The following is a 15,172-nucleotide window of genomic DNA, read 5'->3' as shown; positions in this document are numbered from 1 at the left end:
CAACGGCCCGCGATACTGGACCCATGAAGCTCAGCCGCCCCGTCTCCTGGTTCCTGCTCGCCTTCGGGGTGTGGAGCTGGATCATCTGGATCACTTTCGTCAAGAACCTCGTCAAGGACGCCAGCGGGCTCGCGTTCGACGACGCGGGCGACCCGACGGGGTACTTCTGGGTGCACCTGCTGCTGGCCGTCGTCTCCTTCGTATTGGGGACGGTCGTCGGGCTCATCGGGTTGCGTGGAGTGCGTGCACTGCGCCGGAACTCACAGCCGACCCTCGAGAGTTAGCAGACCGTGGTCATCGTCTTCGCACTGCTCGCCCTGGCCGTCCTCGTGACGGCCAACTGGTACCTGTGGCGCCGCCTGTTCCGCGACACCACCGGCGGCCCCGGCCGGGCCCGCCGCGTGGGCGCCGTGCTCATCGGCGGCGGCTGGGTGCTGGCGGTCGGTGCCCTGGTCGCGGAGCGCACCGGTGCCCCCTTCTGGCTCCAGCGCGTGCTCGCGTGGCCCGGCTTCCTGTGGCTGGCGCTGTCGATCTACCTGCTGCTCGCGGTCGTGGCGGGAGAGGTCGTACGGCCCCTGCTGCGACGTTTCCTCGAACGCCGGGACAGGCGCGGCGAGTCCGCCGTGGCCGCCGTACCGCACCCGGAGCGGGTACCGGCGGGAGCAGCTGCCGAGAAGCCGCAGGAGGCCGGGAGTGCATCCCAGGAACCCGGGAAGGGCGGACCGGCGTCCGAGGAGCCGTCGGAACCCGGCGGCTCCACCCTCGTCGCGGCCCCCTCCCGCCGCCTCTTCGTCTCCCGGGTCGTCGCCGGAGCCGCCGCGGCGGCCGCCGTGGGAACCGTCGGCTACGGCACGTACGGCGTGCTGCGCGGGCCCAGGGTCAAGCGGGTCACCGTGCCGCTGGCGAAGCTCCCGCGCGCGGCGCACGGCTACCGGATCGCCGTGGTCAGCGACATCCACCTGAGCCCGGTGCTCGGCCGTGGGTTCGCCCAGAAGGTCGTCGACACCATCAACTCCACCCGGCCCGACCTGATCGCGGTCGTCGGCGACCTGGTCGACGGCAGCGTGAAGGACCTAGGCCCGGCGGCAGCCCCCCTCGCCCAGCTCGAGGCACGACACGGCTCGTTCTTCGTCACCGGCAACCACGAGTACTTCTCCGGTGCCGAGCAGTGGGTCGAGGAGGTACGGCGGCTCGGTCTGCGGCCGCTGGAGAACGACCGTACGGAACTGGCGTGGTTCGACCTCGCCGGCGTGAACGACATCGCGGGCGAGAGCGAGGGCCAGGGCCCCGACTTCGCCAAGGCCCTCGGAGACCGGGACGCGGCACGCGCGTGCGTACTCCTCGCCCACCAGCCGGTCCAGATCCACGACGCCGTCGACCACGGCGTCGACCTCCAGCTCTCCGGCCACACCCACGGCGGCCAGCTCTGGCCCGGCAACCTCCTCGCGGAGGCCGCGAACCCGACCGTCGCCGGCCTGGAGCGCTACGGCGACACCCAGCTCTACGTCAGCCGCGGCGCCGGCGCCTGGGGCCCGCCCACGCGCGTGGGCGCCCCGTCGGACATCACGGTGATCGAACTGGCGTCGAAGCAGGCCTGAGCGGCGGCCCGGCCCGTCGTACGGCTGTGCCCGGTGCGGGAGTCGGCGTACTTTGACCACGACGGCCCTCTCGGGGCCGACCGGGGGGCTCGCGTATGATGTCCGACACGTCCCTCCAGCGCCTCGCACGGAGCAGGCCGGTTCTGTTCGCCCTGTACGAGACCCTGCTCACCGGTGGCTGCGCGCTGTTCTGGTACGCGGTTGCGGGATTGCTGTATCTGGAGAACGCGGCTCACGACCCCTGGGATCCCGGTTACCCGCCCGCGCGGCAGTTCTTCCTCCTCGCCTGCGTGTCTGTGCTCTCCCTGCCGGTCACCTGGCTGCTGAGAGGTGTTCCGGTCCCGTGGCTGCGGCGGATCGTGGACCGGGCGATCATGGCGCGGGCCGTCGCGTCGGTCATGGTGTGCGCCGCGGCGGTCGCCTACGTGACAGTCCATTGACCGCCGGCCGGAGTCCCTGTGGGAACTCTGTGAAACATGGCCGAAACCCCTTGCGGTAACGTCTTGCCCAACTCGACAAATCCCTCTTCCCCCAGGTGAAACACCTGTGATTAGGTGATCCGCGCCACTAGGGGGTGGCATGTGCACTGGGACCCATGGGGTCCGGGGAGGGCAAACCGATGCGGTCGGTTCGCGTGCGGATTCTCGCGACGCTGCTTGTTCTGGGGGTCGTGGGAGTAGGCGGCTGGCAGTTGCTCCCGTCCGAAGGGGCGGGCAGGACGATCAAGGTGGGGACGACGGACGAAGTCACCTCACTCGATCCGGCCGGCGCCTATGACGCCGGTTCCTGGGCGCTGTTCAACAACGTTTTCCAGTCACTGCTGGCCTTCGAGCCGGGCAGTGCCACACCCGTGCCCGACGCGGCCGAGAGCTGTGGGTTCGAGGGCAGTGATCTGCGCACGTACCGCTGCGTGCTGCGCGAGGGTCTCACCTTCCCGAGCGGCCGCGAGATGACCGCCAAGGACGTCAAGTACTCCTTCGACCGGGTCAAGAAGATCAACTCGGATGTCGGCCCGGCCTCGCTGCTGAGTACCCTGCAGTCGGTCGGTGCCAGTGGCCGGACGGTCACCTTCCGGCTGTCCTCGCCCGACGCCACCTTCCCGTTCAAGGTGGCCACGGGAGCCGGTGCCATCGTCGACAGCACCAAGTACCCCGCCAACTCGCTGCGCACCGACAACGGCGTCGACGGCACCGGGCCGTACGAACTGACGACGTATACGAAGGGCAAGAAGGCGGTCCTCGCGCCCAACGGCGACTACAAGGGCGAGATCGACAGCACCGGACGCCCCGTCGAGCTCGACTACTACGGCGACTCGGACAAGCTGAACAGTGCCTGGAAGGCGAAGCGGATCGACGTCGCCTACCGCCAGCTGCCGCCCGATGTCCTCGCCGGACTGAACCCGAGCGACCCCGGCCAGCGCGTCTCGGAGGCCGACAGCTCCGAGATCCGCAATCTCTACCTCAACACCCGCGCGGGCAAGCCCCTGCACGACCCCAAGGTGCGTCAGGCCATGGCCTGGCTGATCAACCGCGAGCAGCTGGCCGCCTCGGTGTACGAGGGGACCGTCGACCCGCTCTACTCGCTCATCCCGACCGGCATCACCGGCCACACCACGTCGTTCTTCGACACCTACTCGGAGCCGAGCGTCAAGAAGGCGCGCGCCCTGCTCACCGAGGCCGGCGTCACCACCCCGGTCAGCTTCACCTACGGCTACGGCCTCACCAGCGGTTCCGCCGCCGCGGAGGCCAAGGAGCTCAAGAAGCAGCTGGAGGCGAGCGGCCTGTTCAAGGTGACGCTCAAGGGCTACAAGTGGACCGACTTCCAAAAACGCTGGGCGAGCGGGAAGCTGGACGCCTACGCGGTGGGCTGGGTGGCCGACTACCCCGACCCGGACACCTACGGCTCCCCGCTCGTCGGCACCGACGGCACCATGAACACCGGCTACAGCAGCCACGAGGTCGACCATCTGATTCAGGACAGTCAGCGGTACGCCGACCGCGCCGAGGCAGGGCAGGACTTCCGCGACCTCCAGGCGGACGTCGCCCGCGATGTCCCGGTCATCCCGCTGTGGCAGGCCAAGGACTACGTGGTGACCAGCGAGGACGTCGGTGGCGGCCAGTACCTCTCGGACGGCACCGGAGTCTTCCGCCTCTGGCGCCTCAGCTGGATCTGATGCCGACGTCCCGGATCTGATCCCGACGTCATCGCGCCGTATCCGACGCATTTCCTTGGAACTGACATTCGCCCGAGTGACGCCGGGCAGCCACTCAACGCAGCACCATGTGACGGAGGTGTGCGCGGGGTGAGGAGCAAACGTGTTGAGACGCAACTCCTTCCGGCTGCCCCGGCATCCGGCTTCCGTCGGTCTCGCCCGGCGGCGGGTCCGGGACCATCTGGCCGACTGGGGCCACGGACCGGACGATCCGGCGCTGTCCGACGCGGTGCTGCTGGTCTCGGAACTGGCCACCAACGTGGTGCGTCACGGGCCGCTCCTGGAGCGGGAGTTCGAGGTCGCGGTGACCGCCCTCGCGGACGGCTCCTGCCTGATAGAGGTCTCCGACGAGGGCCGGCTGGAACCCCGGCTGCGGGTGGTCGGCGCATGGGAGGAGACCGGCCGCGGTCTACAGCTGGTGGAGAACACCGCCGCCGCGTGGGGGGTGTGGAGCCGGGGGCGGCACGGCAAGACCGTGTGGGCCCTGGTGGCGGCCGACTGAGCGGACGTACGCGTGGGGTCACTGACCCTCGGACACCCGCGCCGGCAGACTGACCGTCACCGCCAGCCCCTCGCCCGGGGCCGTGCGGACCGCCACCTCGCCGCCGTGGGCCCGCACGACGCCCTGCACGATCGCCAGCCCGAGGCCGCTGCCCGCGCCGCCGCCGACCCGGAAGAACCGGTCGAAGACGCGCGCCGCGTCGTCCGCGTGCAGCCCCGGACCCTCGTCAGCGACACACAGCCGTACGACCCCCTCCTCGCGCTCCACCCCCAGCCGCACCGGCACCTCGGGGGGCGTGTGCGTGCGCACGTTGGCCACCAGGTTGCCCAGGACCTGTCTGAGCCCCGACTCGTCGGCCCGCACCAGCAGCGAGCCTTCGGCGGCGACCTCGACGGGCCGGCCGGGCTGCTGCACCCGCAGATCCTCGGCCGCGTCCCGTACCAGCCGGCTCAGGTCGACGTTCCTGAACCGCAGTTCGGGCTGCTGGTCGAGGCGGGCGAGGGTGAGTAGCTCGTCGACGAGCCGCCCCATCCGGTCGGTCTCCGCGAGCACCCGGGCCCAGGCGCGCTTGCGGTCGTCCGGGTCGGACAGCATGCCCTTGTCGTACAGCTGGAGGTAGCCGCGTATGGCGGACAGCGGGGTGCGCAGTTCGTGCGAGGCGTCGGCGACGAAGCTGCGCAGCTGGGCCGCGCTCTGCTCGCGCGTGCGGTACGCCGACTCGACCTGGTGGAGCATGGAGTTGAGGGCGACCCGCAGTTGCTCGACCTCCAGGGTGGCCTCGCGGCTGGAGGGGACACGCCGGGTCAGATCCCCCTCGGCGATCGCCGACGAGGTCTCCACCATGTCCTCCAGCGGCCGCATCCGGCGCCGGACGCTGAACATCGTCAGACAGGCCAGCAGCGCGAGCAGCAGGGTGCCGATCGCGAGGTCGAGCCGGACGGCCTTGGCGACGCCCTGGTGCAGGACGTCGGTGGGCGCGGCGAGCAGGGCGTAGGAGCCGTCGCCGAGCCGGGCCGCGGTGGCGCGGTAGGTGGAGCCGTCCAGAGTGACGTCGTGCGGCTCGGAGTCGGCGGCGAGCGCGCGCGGCTCTCCGGCCGCCTCCGCCAGGCTCTGCTGGGCCTCGGTCGGATCGAAGCCGAGGATGCTGATCGGCTCGCCCGTGCGGTCGACGACCGCGAAGACGGTCTCCGTCGAGCGCTCATCGCTCGACTCCTGCTGTGCCGGCATGAGCCGGTCGCGCACGAAGCCCAGCATGCTCAGCGAGTCGATCTCGCGCAGGGTGATCTGCGAACCGCCCAGGGAATCCCGGGTCTTGAGGAGTTCACTGTCGATCTGGTCGAGCAGGTAGTACCGCATGCCCATCACGCTCACGGCGGTGGCGGCGACGATGCCGATCGCGAGCAGCGCCACATTGGCCAGCGTCAGCTTGCCGCGCAGCGAGTGGATGCCGTGTCGGAAACGAGGCAGGCGGACCTTCATGCGAGCCCGTACCCGACACCCCGCCGGGTGGTGATCACCGGCGGTCCCAGGGCGTCCAGCTTGCGTCGCAGATAGCTGATGTAGGTCTCGACGACGGTCGACTCGGGCGGGGTGTGCTCGTACTGCCAGACATGGCGCAGGAGTTGCTCCTTGGGCACGATCCGGCCGCCGTTGCGCACCAGGAAGCGCAGGAGTGCGTATTCGGTGGGGGTGAGCTGGACCGTGCGGCCGTCGCGGTGCACCGAGTACGTCGTTTCGTCCAGCTCCAGGTCGCCGTAGCGCAGGGGCGGCCGCTGGGGCAGGACGTCGGCCGGGCGGGTGCGGCGCAGGACCGCGGTGATCCTGGCGACGACCTCGTCGATGTTGAACGGCTTGGTGATGTAGTCGTCGCCGAAGCCGAGCGCGCCGACGATCTCGGCGGGAGAGTCCCGCGCGGTGAGGAAGACCAGAGCCAGATCGGGCCGCCGCTCGCGCAGCTCACGGCCGAGGGCGCGGCCGTCGCCGTCGGGCAGCATCACGTCGAGCAGGGCCGCGTCCGGGCGGGTGCGGTCGGTGAGCGCGAGCGCCTCACGGACGGAGCCCGCCACCATCACCTCGAACCGGTGGTAGCGCAGGGCGATGGCGAGCACGTCGGCGATGCTCTCCTCGTCCTCCACCACCAGCACGGTGCCCGGACTCTTCGTCTCTCCCCCAGTCATGACCCCAGTATCGGCCGGGCCACTGACAGTCGGGCCGGTTCGCTCTTTGGAGTTCCTTGAGAGTCATGGGCGCCTCATGTCCACGCGCGTGTGCCACCGCCAATCCTGTTGCGAGGACCTGGGGGACCGACCGACGACCGACAGGGGAGTGTGGAGCGTGGCGGTATTGGCACGCTGGTGCTATCGGCACCGGCTGGTGGTCCTGTTGCTGTGGGTGGGGGCGTTGTTCGGGCTGGGCGCGGCGGGTACGTCCGCGGGCACGAACTACGCGGACGTCTTCTCGCTGCCCAACACGGACTCCAAGACGGCGTACGACCTGATGGCGAAGGCCTTCCCGGAGCGCGCGGGCGACACCGACACCGTGGTGTGGAAGGTCGAGGAGGGATCGGTACGGGACCAGGCCGTACGGTCCCGGATCGAGCCCGCGCTGAAGGAGATCGGCGCGATGAAGGGCGTCGGCGAGGTCACCGACCCGTACGGGGCACAGGGCGCGGCGCAGATCAGCAAGGACGGGCGGATCGCCTACGCCCAGGTCACCTTCGCCGAGCAGGCGAACGCGGTACCGAAGGACCTGGTCCAGGACGTCGTCGACGCGGCGGAGCACGCGCGCGGTGACGGCCTCCAGGTCGAACTGGGCGGCCAGGCCATCACGCGCGTCCAGGAGCCGCCCACCGGCACCGCCGAGATCGTCGGCATCCTCGCGGCGGCCGTCGTGCTGTTCCTGGCCTTCGGCTCGCTCTTCGCGATGCTGCTGCCGATCCTGGTCGCCCTGTTCGGCGTGGGCACCGGCGTGTTCTCCACGACGCTGATCAGCCATGTCACCAACGTGCCCGAACTCGCCTCGCTGCTCTCCACCCTGATCGGCCTGGGCGTCGGCATCGACTACGCCCTGTTCATCGTCACCCGGCACCGCAAGGGCATCCAACGCGGCCTCGATCCGGAGGAGGCGGCGGTCACCGCCCTCAACACCTCGGGGCGGGCCGTGCTGTTCGCGGGCGGCACCGTGTGCATCGCGCTGGCCGGCATGCTGGTGACCAACCTGCGCTTCCTGGACGGCGTGGTCATCGGCACCTCACTGACCGTCGTCCTGAGCGTCCTCGCGGCCGTGACCCTGCTGCCCGCGCTGCTCGGCCTCCTGGGCCACCGGGTGCTCAGCCGCCGCCAGCGGCGCAAGCTGGCCGCGCAGGGACCCGACACGGACCGTCCGAGCGGTCTCGCCGCCCGCTGGTCCGCGACCGTGGAACGGCGCCCGCGCGCGGTGGCGGTTCTCGCGGTCGCCGTGATGGCGGTGCTCGCCCTCCCGCTCCTGTCCCTGCGCCTCGGCACCGTCGACCAGGGCAACGACGATGCCTCGTCGACGACCAGGAAGGCGTACGACCTGCTCGCCGAGGGCTTCGGCCCCGGCTTCAACGGACCGCTCCAGGTCGTCGTGAAGGGTGACGCGGGCGAGTCCCTGGTGACGGCGATCCGGCAGACGGAGGGCGTGGCCCAGGCGGGCTCCGCGCCCCCTGCCAACGGCGTCACGGTCATCCAGGTCGTCCCGACCACCTCACCGCAGGCCAAGAAGACGGACGAACTCATCGACACCCTGCGCGACGAGGTGATCCCGGACGCGGGCGTAGAGGCGCACGTGGGCGGCGTCACGGCGGTCTCCAAGGACTTCGCGTCGGTGACGGCCGACCGGCTGCCGTACTTCATCGCCACGATCATCGGCCTGGGCTTCCTGCTGCTCCTGATCGCCTTCCGCTCGGTGGTGGTCCCGCTCACGGCCGCCCTGATGAACCTGATCGCGGCCGCCGCCTCCTTCGGCGTCCTGGTCGCGATCTTCCAGTGGGGCTGGGGCCTCGACCTGCTCGGCCTCGGCAAGGAGGGCCCCATCGCGGCCTTCCTTCCGATCATCATGCTGTCGCTCCTGTTCGGCCTCTCCATGGACTACCAGGTGTTCCTGGTCAGCCGGATGCACGAGGAGTGGGTGCACACGAGGGACAACGCGCGCGCGGTGCGCGTGGGCCTCGCCGAGACCAGCCGCGTCATCAACTCCGCCGCCCTGATCATGGTCTGCGTCTTCCTGGCGTTCGTGCTCAGCGGCGACTACGGGGCCGCCATGGCCGGTGTGGGACTCGCCGCCGCGGTCGCCCTGGACGCCTTCATCCTGCGCACGGCCCTGGTGCCGGCCGCGATGCATCTGCTCGGCGACTCCAACTGGTGGCTGCCGCAGTGGCTGGAGAAGCGGCTGCCGCACCTCGCGGTGGAGCCGAAGGAGGAGGCGGCTCCGGCCACGGCGGCTCCCTCAAGCGGCGGCCCGGCGTCGGCCGTCCACGGCTTCGTCCGCACGGCGGAAGGGGAGCCCGTGGCGGGCGCGGCCGTCTCGCTGCTGTCGGCCGGGGGCCGTCAACTGGACCGGGTGGAGTCGCTGGCCGACGGCTCGTACATCGTCTCGGTCCCGGCACCCGGGACGTACCTCCTGGCGACCACGGCCCCGGCGTACGGCTCGCGCGCGCGGCACGTCGTCGTGGGGGAGGGGCCACTGGTGTACGACGTCGAACTGGTCGAGGGCGAGGTCGACGCCGTCAACTGACCTGACTACGCCTTCCTGCCGGGGTCCGGCATCACCTTCGTCATCCCCGGCAGGAAGTCCGTGAACAGTTCGTGCACCTCCCGTACGAGCGGCCTGAGCACACGGAACCGGGCCAGCGACACGCCCCTCGCGGTGAGCCTGGCGCCCCGCTCGGCGAGCCGGTAGCTCCGCTCGCGGCCCTCCGTGCGGTCGAAGATCCAGTACAGGACGAGCCCCATCTGCGACAGCCACATCAACTCGGGGAGGATGTCCCTGAGTTCCTCGGGCACCTTCGTCCTCGTCGCGCCCCGCAGCACCTCGCGGTGTACGGCGATCGCCTCCACGCGCGCGTGCTCCGACTCGGGCGAGAACGGACTGAGCGGGCTGTCTGGATCGGCGGCGTTCTTGAAGAACTGCACCGCGAACTCGTGATACGGCTGCGCGATGTCCAGCCAGACCTTCAGTACGCCCGCGAGCCGCGCCTCCAGGTCGCTCTCCCGGGCCAGGACCTCCCGGACCGCCGCCTGGTGCTCGGCGGCGATCCGGTCGTAGAAGCCCTGAATCAGGTGCTCCTTGCCCGCGAAGTAGTAGTACGCGTTGCCGACGGAGACCCCGGCCTCCTGGGCGATGGCCCGCATGGTCGTCTTGTCGTACCCCCGCTCCTGGAACAGCCGCATCGCCGTCTCCAGGATCAGCGCGCGCGTCTGCTCGGACTTGCTCGTCTGTTCGGACTTGCTCGGGGTACTGCCCTCGTCGGGGCCGTCGTTGTTCGCAGGCACGGAAAGAGAGCCTAACCAGTGGCGCGGCCGCCGCTGTCGCACCCCGGTGGGGTGTGGACCCAGCCCCGGCCGGGGTCGTACGCCCAGCCTTCCGAGCGGCGGTACGCCGGGCCGCCCCACTGACCGCCCTGCCACTGCGCGCCCCGCCATTTCGCGGCGGCGAGCACCGCGCCCCTCGCGAGCCGTGCCCCGGACGGGGTGCTGAGCCGGTGAGCGAGCGGCCGGTGCTCGCGCAGCGCCCACAGGGTCACGATCCAGGCGGCGGTGTCGCGGTAGACCTGCCCCGCGTCGCCGACGACGGTGATCTCCTCCAGGGTGGCGCGGTGATCAAGTCCGGGAAACCTCAGCCGGGCCTCCTGCGACCCGGCCGGCACCAACTCCAGCGGCACCAGCTGCGGCTGACGTACGAGCCAGTCGCGCAGGAAGGCGCACAGGGAGCAGTCGGCGTCGTACAGGACGGTGAGCCGGCGGACCGGGGTGCGGTCCGCCGGGGCGCCCGCACCGCCCGTGGTACCTGTCGGGCCTGTCATGCCCGGACCCAGTCCTGCGGCGCGACCGGCGGCACCTGCTCCCGCTCCATGGCGCCCCGCCTGCGGATCCGGTTGAGGACGTACACATTGGCCAGGTGCATCACTCCGAGCACCAGCAGCACCACGCCCAGCTTGGTCGACAGGGCCTCGAAGACGCCGCGCGTGTCCTCGATCGTCCCGTCGCCGCTGAGGTACAGCGCGACGAAGCCGAGGTTCACGAGGTAGAAGCCGACCACCAGAAGGTGGTTGACGGCCTCGGCGAGCTTCTCGTTCCCGCGCAGCACGTCGGCGAGGAAGATCCGCCCGTTCCTGCTGAGCGTGCGGGCCACCCAGACGGTCAGGGCAATGCTGACGACGAGGTAGATGACGTAGGCGACGACCGTGCGGTCCATGCGCCTCCCCCTTCTTGAACGCGTTCAAAACGCTGACGGGAGAGACTCTAGACCTACTTTTGAACGTGTTCAACTCGCTGACGGAGAGGCCTGCGTCACGTGCGTGGCCGCGACTCCTCAAGCTCGCCGACCGAGCTCCGGACGCTTGGTGTAGTCGGTGAACCCGAGGACGTTCCCCCAGGGGTCGGCGACCTCGACGGTCCAGCCGGTGGCCACGGAGAAGGGCTCGTCGAGCAGTTCGAGGCCGGCCGCACGCAGCTCCCGCGCGGCGGTCCTGGCGTCCGGAACCTCCAGCCACACGCGCGTGGCGGGCCACGGCGGCGGCCGGTGCCCGAGTGCCTCCTCCTGCCGGAGCAGGATCCCGGGCGTCTCGCCGCCGACGTTCAGCAGCGCGATCCCGGCCTCGTCGAGCCGGAAGCCCACCGTGAAGCCCGCGCGCTCGTAGAAGGAGACGGCCTCGCCGAGGTCCCCGACGGGCAGCAGCACGTTGTCGAAACCGAGCAGTTCGTACGACTGGTCATCTGACATGTCGTCAGATTAAGCCGGGGCTGACCGAACGGGCTTCTGCGACGCGGTGTCCGTCGTGCATGATGACCGGGCTCATTGTCTTTTTTTCGCGGGTCCTCCCGCTTAGGTCCCCAGGAGCAGTCCCCCTTGAGCGAGCAGCCGGGTCACGAACAGCACGGTCACGAACAGCAGGACAGCGGGCAAGGCCAACAGCAGCAGGGATACCAACAGCAGCAGGGCTATCCGCCGCCGGGATACCCGCCCCCGGGGTACGCGCCTCCTGGCTACCCGCCGCCGGGCTACTACCCGCCCCCCGGGACGTACACGGGAGACCCCAACGCCCCCTACGGCTACGACCCGTACGGACGGCCGTACTCCGACAAGTCGAAGGTCATCGCGGGCATCCTCCAGCTCACCCTCGGCGGCTTCGGCGTAGGACGCTTCTACCTGGGCAACGTCGGGATGGGACTCGCTCAGCTCTTCACCTGCGGCGGCCTGGGCGTCTGGTCGCTGATCGACGGCATCCTCCTGCTCACCGGGAACGACCACACCGATGAACACGGCCGGATCCTCCGAAGCTAGGGCGGAGGGCGCCGCGGCCTCCGTACGGCGCTCCCCGCTCCGCCACCCCGCGGCGGCACCCGCGGCGGTGCTCGCCGCGGGAGCCGCCGGTGCCGTGTACCTCTACCGCACCGACCCGCACGACCCCGGCCACCTCCTGCCGCAGTGCCCGTTCCGCATGCTCACCGGCCTGCTCTGTCCGGCCTGCGGCGGCACCCGCATGGTGTACGACCTGATGCACGGCCACTTCACCGAAGCGTGGGTGGACAACCGGGCTCTCCTGCTCGCCGCGCCGTACGCCCTCATCCTGCTGGGCCGTTGGGCGTGGGAGGGCCTGCGCGGCCGCCGCTGGCGCCCCACGCTGAGCCCCCGGGCACAGGTGGTCGTCCTCGCGGTGGCCGTGGCCTGGACGGTGGTCCGCAACATCGTGTGACCCACTCCGGACCGGGGCCGTTGTCAGTGGCGCCTCGTACTGTCTTCGGTATGGGAATCGTGATGTTCGTCGACGAGACGACGAGCGGGAGCCGCAGCGACGGCTGGGGTCTGGAGATCGCCGAGGAGCGGCTCGCCGTGCGCGAGTTGATCCGCCGCCGGGTCTTCCAGGAGGTCGCCGAGTACAACGCGCGTACGCCCGCCGTCTTCCAGGGTCTGGTCCAGCCCGAGAACACCGAACGCGTGCTGAACGGCTACGCGTTGCGCACGCCCCGCCGCATAGACCCCGAGACCCAGACCGAGCTCGCCCTCAAGGCCTTCGCGGGCAACGGCTTCCTGGTGCTGGTCGGCGACCGTCAGGTGACCGAGCTCGACGAGGAGATCGACCTCGTGCTCGGCACCGAGGTCACCTTCCTCAAGCTCGTCCCGCTGGTGGGTGGCTGACCATGGGGGAGATCCAGAAGTACAAGGACCTGATCCGGCAGCGGGCCGCCGACGGTGACCTGGAGGAGCTCGCCGCCGACCTGCTCAAGGCCGCGGTCGCCAACAGCGGCAACTGGACCGGCCTGTGGGACGGCGTGCTGGCCCGGCTGCTCGAACTGCCGCCGGACGCGCGGTCACGGGTCGCCGACGGCCTCGTGACGCAGTACCACTCGGAGCAGGCGGGGCCGAACGCCCGGCAGAACGCGCTGATCCTGCTGGGCATCGTCTCCCGCGACCTGCCACCCCACGACCGCCTGACCGCGGAGCGCCTGTCCCTGCTCGACGGGATCTCCCGGCAGCACTCCTTCTGGTACGGCGCCCGCTACGAGAACCTCATCGAGGCCGAGCTGGCCGCGGGCCGCCCGATCGCGCCCGCAGTCGTCGCCACGGTCCGCCGCTCCGTCCTCCACGCCTACCAGAACGAGGACCTGCCCAGGACGGCCAAGAAGCTGACCGAACCGCCCCTCAACGTCGGGGAGGCATGGGCCGAGGAAGCCCTGCGGGAGACCGGCCCCGCCTGGCAGCAACTCCTGACCCACATGACGACCGCCACCGCGGCCAAGCCCTCCGCCAAGTGGGACAAGCAGGCAGCCGGCCTGCTCGACCCGCTCGGTCCCGACCGCGTCCGTGAGGCGGTGATCCGCTGGCTCGCCCTGGCCGGCCGCCCCCGCACCTTCGAGCTGGAACGCGGGAGGTACGAACCCGACGTCAACAGCGCCTACGACCCCTACAACGCGAACGCCCTCCGCGGCCTCGCCTGGCTCCTCTCCCTCCTCCCTGCGCACCCCGACACCGCCCGCGCCCTCGGCGTCCTCGTCGAGACCTCCCTCAAGAAGGTCGCCGGCCTCGGACCGCGCAACCCGAAGGTCGCCAACGCCGGTGTCAACGCCCTCGCCCGCATCGACAGCGAGGCGGCCCTCGCCGAACTGGCCCGCCTGGCCACCCGGGTGACGTACAAGAACACCGCCAAGCTGCTCGACGCGGCCCTGGAGGCACGCGCCGTCGCCCTGGGCCTCAGCCGCGAGGAGATCGAGGAACTGGCTGTACCGGCATACGGCCTGACCGAGGTCGGACGTGCGGAGCACCGGCTCGGCGAGAACACGGCTGTCCTCGAAGTCCAAGGCTCCAAGGCCGTGTTGACCTGGAGCAACGCGAGCGGGAAGCCGGTCAGGAGCGTGCCCGCCGCCGTACGGCGCGACCACGCGGAGGAGCTGAAGGAGCTCAAGGCGGCCGTCAAGGACATCGACAAGATGCTCTCGGCCCAGAGCGAGCGCCTGGACCGCCAGTTCCTGGCCGACCGCACCTGGTCCTACGCCACCTGGCGCGAGCGCTACCTCGACCACCCCCTCGTCGGCACCCTCGCCCGCCGTCTCCTGTGGACCGTCGACGGCACGACGGCCGGATACGCCGACGGCTCCCTGCGCACGGTCACGGACACCCCGGTCACCGCGGGCACGGAAGTCCGCCTCTGGCACCCGGTGGACCACACCCCCGCCGAGATCGTCGCCTTGCGCGACTGGCTGGAACGCCACGAGATCACCCAGCCCTTCAAGCAGGCCCACCGAGAGGTCTACCTGCTGACGGACGCGGAGCGCACCACCGGCACCTACTCCAACCGCTTCGCGGCCCACGTCCTGCGCCAGCACCAGTTCCACTCCCTGGCGGCGGCCCGGGGCTGGCGCAACAGACTCCGCCTGGCCGTCGACGACGAGGCCCCGCCGCCCAGCCGGGACCTCCCGCGCTGGGGCCTGAGAGCCGAGTACTGGATCGAGGGCGACGGCGGCGAGGACTACACGGACATCACCGACTCCGGCACCTTCCTGCGCCTGCGCACCGACCAGGTCCGCTTCTACCCGATCGGCGCCCCGGAGAACTGGGCGCACTGCGCCGGCGGCGAGTACCGCATGTGGCTGCGCGACGGTGCCGAGCCGGTGGACCCCCTGCCCCTGACGGAGATTCCGGCCCTGGTCCTGTCCGAAGTCCTGCGCGACGTGGACCTGTTCGTCGGCGTGGCCAGCATCGGCAACGACCCCACCTGGCAGGACGGCGGCCCCGGCGGCCGTTTCCGCGAGTACTGGACGTCGTACGGCTTCGGAGAGCTCAACCAGAGCGCCGAGACTCGCCGTCTCCTCCTGGACCGCCTGATCCCGAGGCTCGCGATAGCCGACCGCTGCACCCTGGAGGGCCGCTTCCTCCACGTCAAGGGCGACCGCCACACGTACAAGATCCACCTCGGCTCGGGCAACATCCTCCGCACCCCGAACGACCAGTACCTGTGCATCGTCCCGAAGTCCAACCCGTCGGCACCGCAGGCCGGTTACCTCCCCTACGAGGGCGACCGCATGCTCGCGGTCATCCTCAGCAAGGCGATGATGCTGGCGGACGACACGAAGATCACCGATCCGACGATCCTGAGCCAGCTGTGACCGGCCCGACCCGGGA

The 15,172-nt window shown here is 70.6% G+C and carries 16 protein-coding genes; 10 read left to right on the top strand and 6 right to left on the bottom strand.

Translation table 11 applies throughout. The annotated features are described in order from the left end of the window. The first annotated feature begins 23 nt into the window (after positions 1 to 23). The 5 genes from RNB18_RS40530 to RNB18_RS40510 all read left to right on the top strand — a co-directional run bounded on the left by RNB18_RS40530 (position 24) and on the right by RNB18_RS40510 (position 4,312). Positions 24 to 284, top strand: coding sequence for an SCO4848 family membrane protein (locus tag RNB18_RS40530; RefSeq protein WP_266521402.1), 261 nt, complete (start codon positions 24 to 26; stop codon positions 282 to 284). Positions 285 to 290: 6 nt separating this feature from the next. Next, the gene (locus RNB18_RS40525; RefSeq protein WP_311719119.1) at positions 291 to 1,598 is read left to right on the top strand and encodes a metallophosphoesterase; all 1,308 of its coding nucleotides are present in this window, start codon (positions 291 to 293) and stop codon (positions 1,596 to 1,598) included. Between the two features lie 95 nt (positions 1,599 to 1,693). Next, on the top strand, positions 1,694 to 2,038 hold the full coding sequence (locus RNB18_RS40520; protein WP_311719117.1) for a hypothetical protein: 345 nt from the start codon (positions 1,694 to 1,696) through the stop codon (positions 2,036 to 2,038). A gap of 179 nt (positions 2,039 to 2,217) precedes the next feature. Further along, entirely contained in the window at positions 2,218 to 3,771 is a 1,554-nt protein-coding gene (locus RNB18_RS40515) for an ABC transporter substrate-binding protein (protein WP_311719116.1), read from the top strand. Between the two features lie 142 nt (positions 3,772 to 3,913). Then, complete coding sequence (locus RNB18_RS40510; RefSeq protein WP_311719115.1) at positions 3,914 to 4,312, top strand: ATP-binding protein; 399 nt, start codon at positions 3,914 to 3,916, stop codon at positions 4,310 to 4,312. Between the two features lie 18 nt (positions 4,313 to 4,330). Here the strand turns inward: RNB18_RS40510 and RNB18_RS40505 are convergent, their stop codons facing one another. Both RNB18_RS40505 and RNB18_RS40500 read right to left on the bottom strand, forming a co-directional pair. Next, positions 4,331 to 5,791: a sensor histidine kinase gene (locus RNB18_RS40505; protein WP_311719114.1), complete on the bottom strand. Its 1,461-nt coding sequence runs from the start codon at positions 5,789 to 5,791 to the stop codon at positions 4,331 to 4,333. Further along, positions 5,788 to 6,489 carry a response regulator transcription factor gene (locus tag RNB18_RS40500; RefSeq protein WP_007384225.1) on the bottom strand — a complete coding sequence of 234 codons (702 nt, stop codon included), beginning with the start codon at positions 6,487 to 6,489 and terminating at the stop codon, positions 5,788 to 5,790. The genes RNB18_RS40505 and RNB18_RS40500 overlap by 4 nt, the downstream gene beginning before the upstream one ends. Positions 6,490 to 6,655: 166 nt before the next feature. Between RNB18_RS40500 and RNB18_RS40495 the strand changes: the two genes are divergently transcribed. Beyond that, positions 6,656 to 9,067 (top strand): MMPL family transporter, encoded by a 2,412-nt coding sequence (locus RNB18_RS40495; protein WP_311719180.1) that lies wholly within the window; start codon positions 6,656 to 6,658, stop codon positions 9,065 to 9,067. A 5-nt stretch (positions 9,068 to 9,072) separates the two neighbouring features. On the opposite strand, the gene RNB18_RS40490 is transcribed toward RNB18_RS40495, so the two are convergent. The 4 genes from RNB18_RS40490 to RNB18_RS40475 all read right to left on the bottom strand — a co-directional run bounded on the left by RNB18_RS40490 (position 9,073) and on the right by RNB18_RS40475 (position 11,275). Next, complete coding sequence (locus RNB18_RS40490; RefSeq protein WP_059204795.1) at positions 9,073 to 9,825, bottom strand: TetR family transcriptional regulator; 753 nt, start codon at positions 9,823 to 9,825, stop codon at positions 9,073 to 9,075. An 11-nt stretch (positions 9,826 to 9,836) separates the two neighbouring features. Beyond that, the gene (locus RNB18_RS40485; RefSeq protein ID WP_311719112.1) at positions 9,837 to 10,355 is read right to left on the bottom strand and encodes a thiol-disulfide oxidoreductase DCC family protein; all 519 of its coding nucleotides are present in this window, start codon (positions 10,353 to 10,355) and stop codon (positions 9,837 to 9,839) included. Beyond that, positions 10,352 to 10,747, bottom strand: a complete 396-nt coding sequence (locus RNB18_RS40480) for a hypothetical protein (RefSeq protein ID WP_020118685.1) — start codon at positions 10,745 to 10,747, stop codon at positions 10,352 to 10,354. Before RNB18_RS40480 ends, RNB18_RS40485 begins: the two co-directional genes overlap by 4 nt. A gap of 117 nt (positions 10,748 to 10,864) precedes the next feature. Then, positions 10,865 to 11,275 (bottom strand): VOC family protein, encoded by a 411-nt coding sequence (locus tag RNB18_RS40475; RefSeq protein WP_311719111.1) that lies wholly within the window; start codon positions 11,273 to 11,275, stop codon positions 10,865 to 10,867. 126 nt (positions 11,276 to 11,401) lie between these two features. On the opposite strand from RNB18_RS40475, the gene RNB18_RS40470 reads away from it, so the two are divergent. The 4 genes from RNB18_RS40470 to RNB18_RS40455 are packed head-to-tail and all read left to right on the top strand — an operon-like array spanning position 11,402 to position 15,156. Beyond that, entirely contained in the window at positions 11,402 to 11,836 is a 435-nt protein-coding gene (locus RNB18_RS40470) for a TM2 domain-containing protein (RefSeq protein WP_311719110.1), read from the top strand. Then, positions 11,808 to 12,248, top strand: a complete 441-nt coding sequence (locus tag RNB18_RS40465; protein ID WP_311719109.1) for a DUF2752 domain-containing protein — start codon at positions 11,808 to 11,810, stop codon at positions 12,246 to 12,248. The genes RNB18_RS40470 and RNB18_RS40465 overlap by 29 nt, the downstream gene beginning before the upstream one ends. Positions 12,249 to 12,298: 50 nt before the next feature. Then, the gene (locus RNB18_RS40460) at positions 12,299 to 12,691 is read left to right on the top strand and encodes a hypothetical protein (RefSeq protein WP_266560454.1); all 393 of its coding nucleotides are present in this window, start codon (positions 12,299 to 12,301) and stop codon (positions 12,689 to 12,691) included. Positions 12,692 to 12,693: 2 nt separating this feature from the next. Next, entirely contained in the window at positions 12,694 to 15,156 is a 2,463-nt protein-coding gene (locus RNB18_RS40455; RefSeq protein ID WP_311719108.1) for a DUF4132 domain-containing protein, read from the top strand. The last annotated feature ends 16 nt before the right edge of the window (positions 15,157 to 15,172 follow it).

The sequence above is a fragment of the Streptomyces doebereineriae genome (genome assembly GCF_031845645.1).
Classification (GTDB): Bacteria; Actinomycetota; Actinomycetes; order Streptomycetales; family Streptomycetaceae; genus Streptomyces; species Streptomyces canus.
The sequence above is the reverse complement of the archived record's forward strand: the minus strand, read 5'-3'. Positions and strand labels throughout refer to the sequence as shown.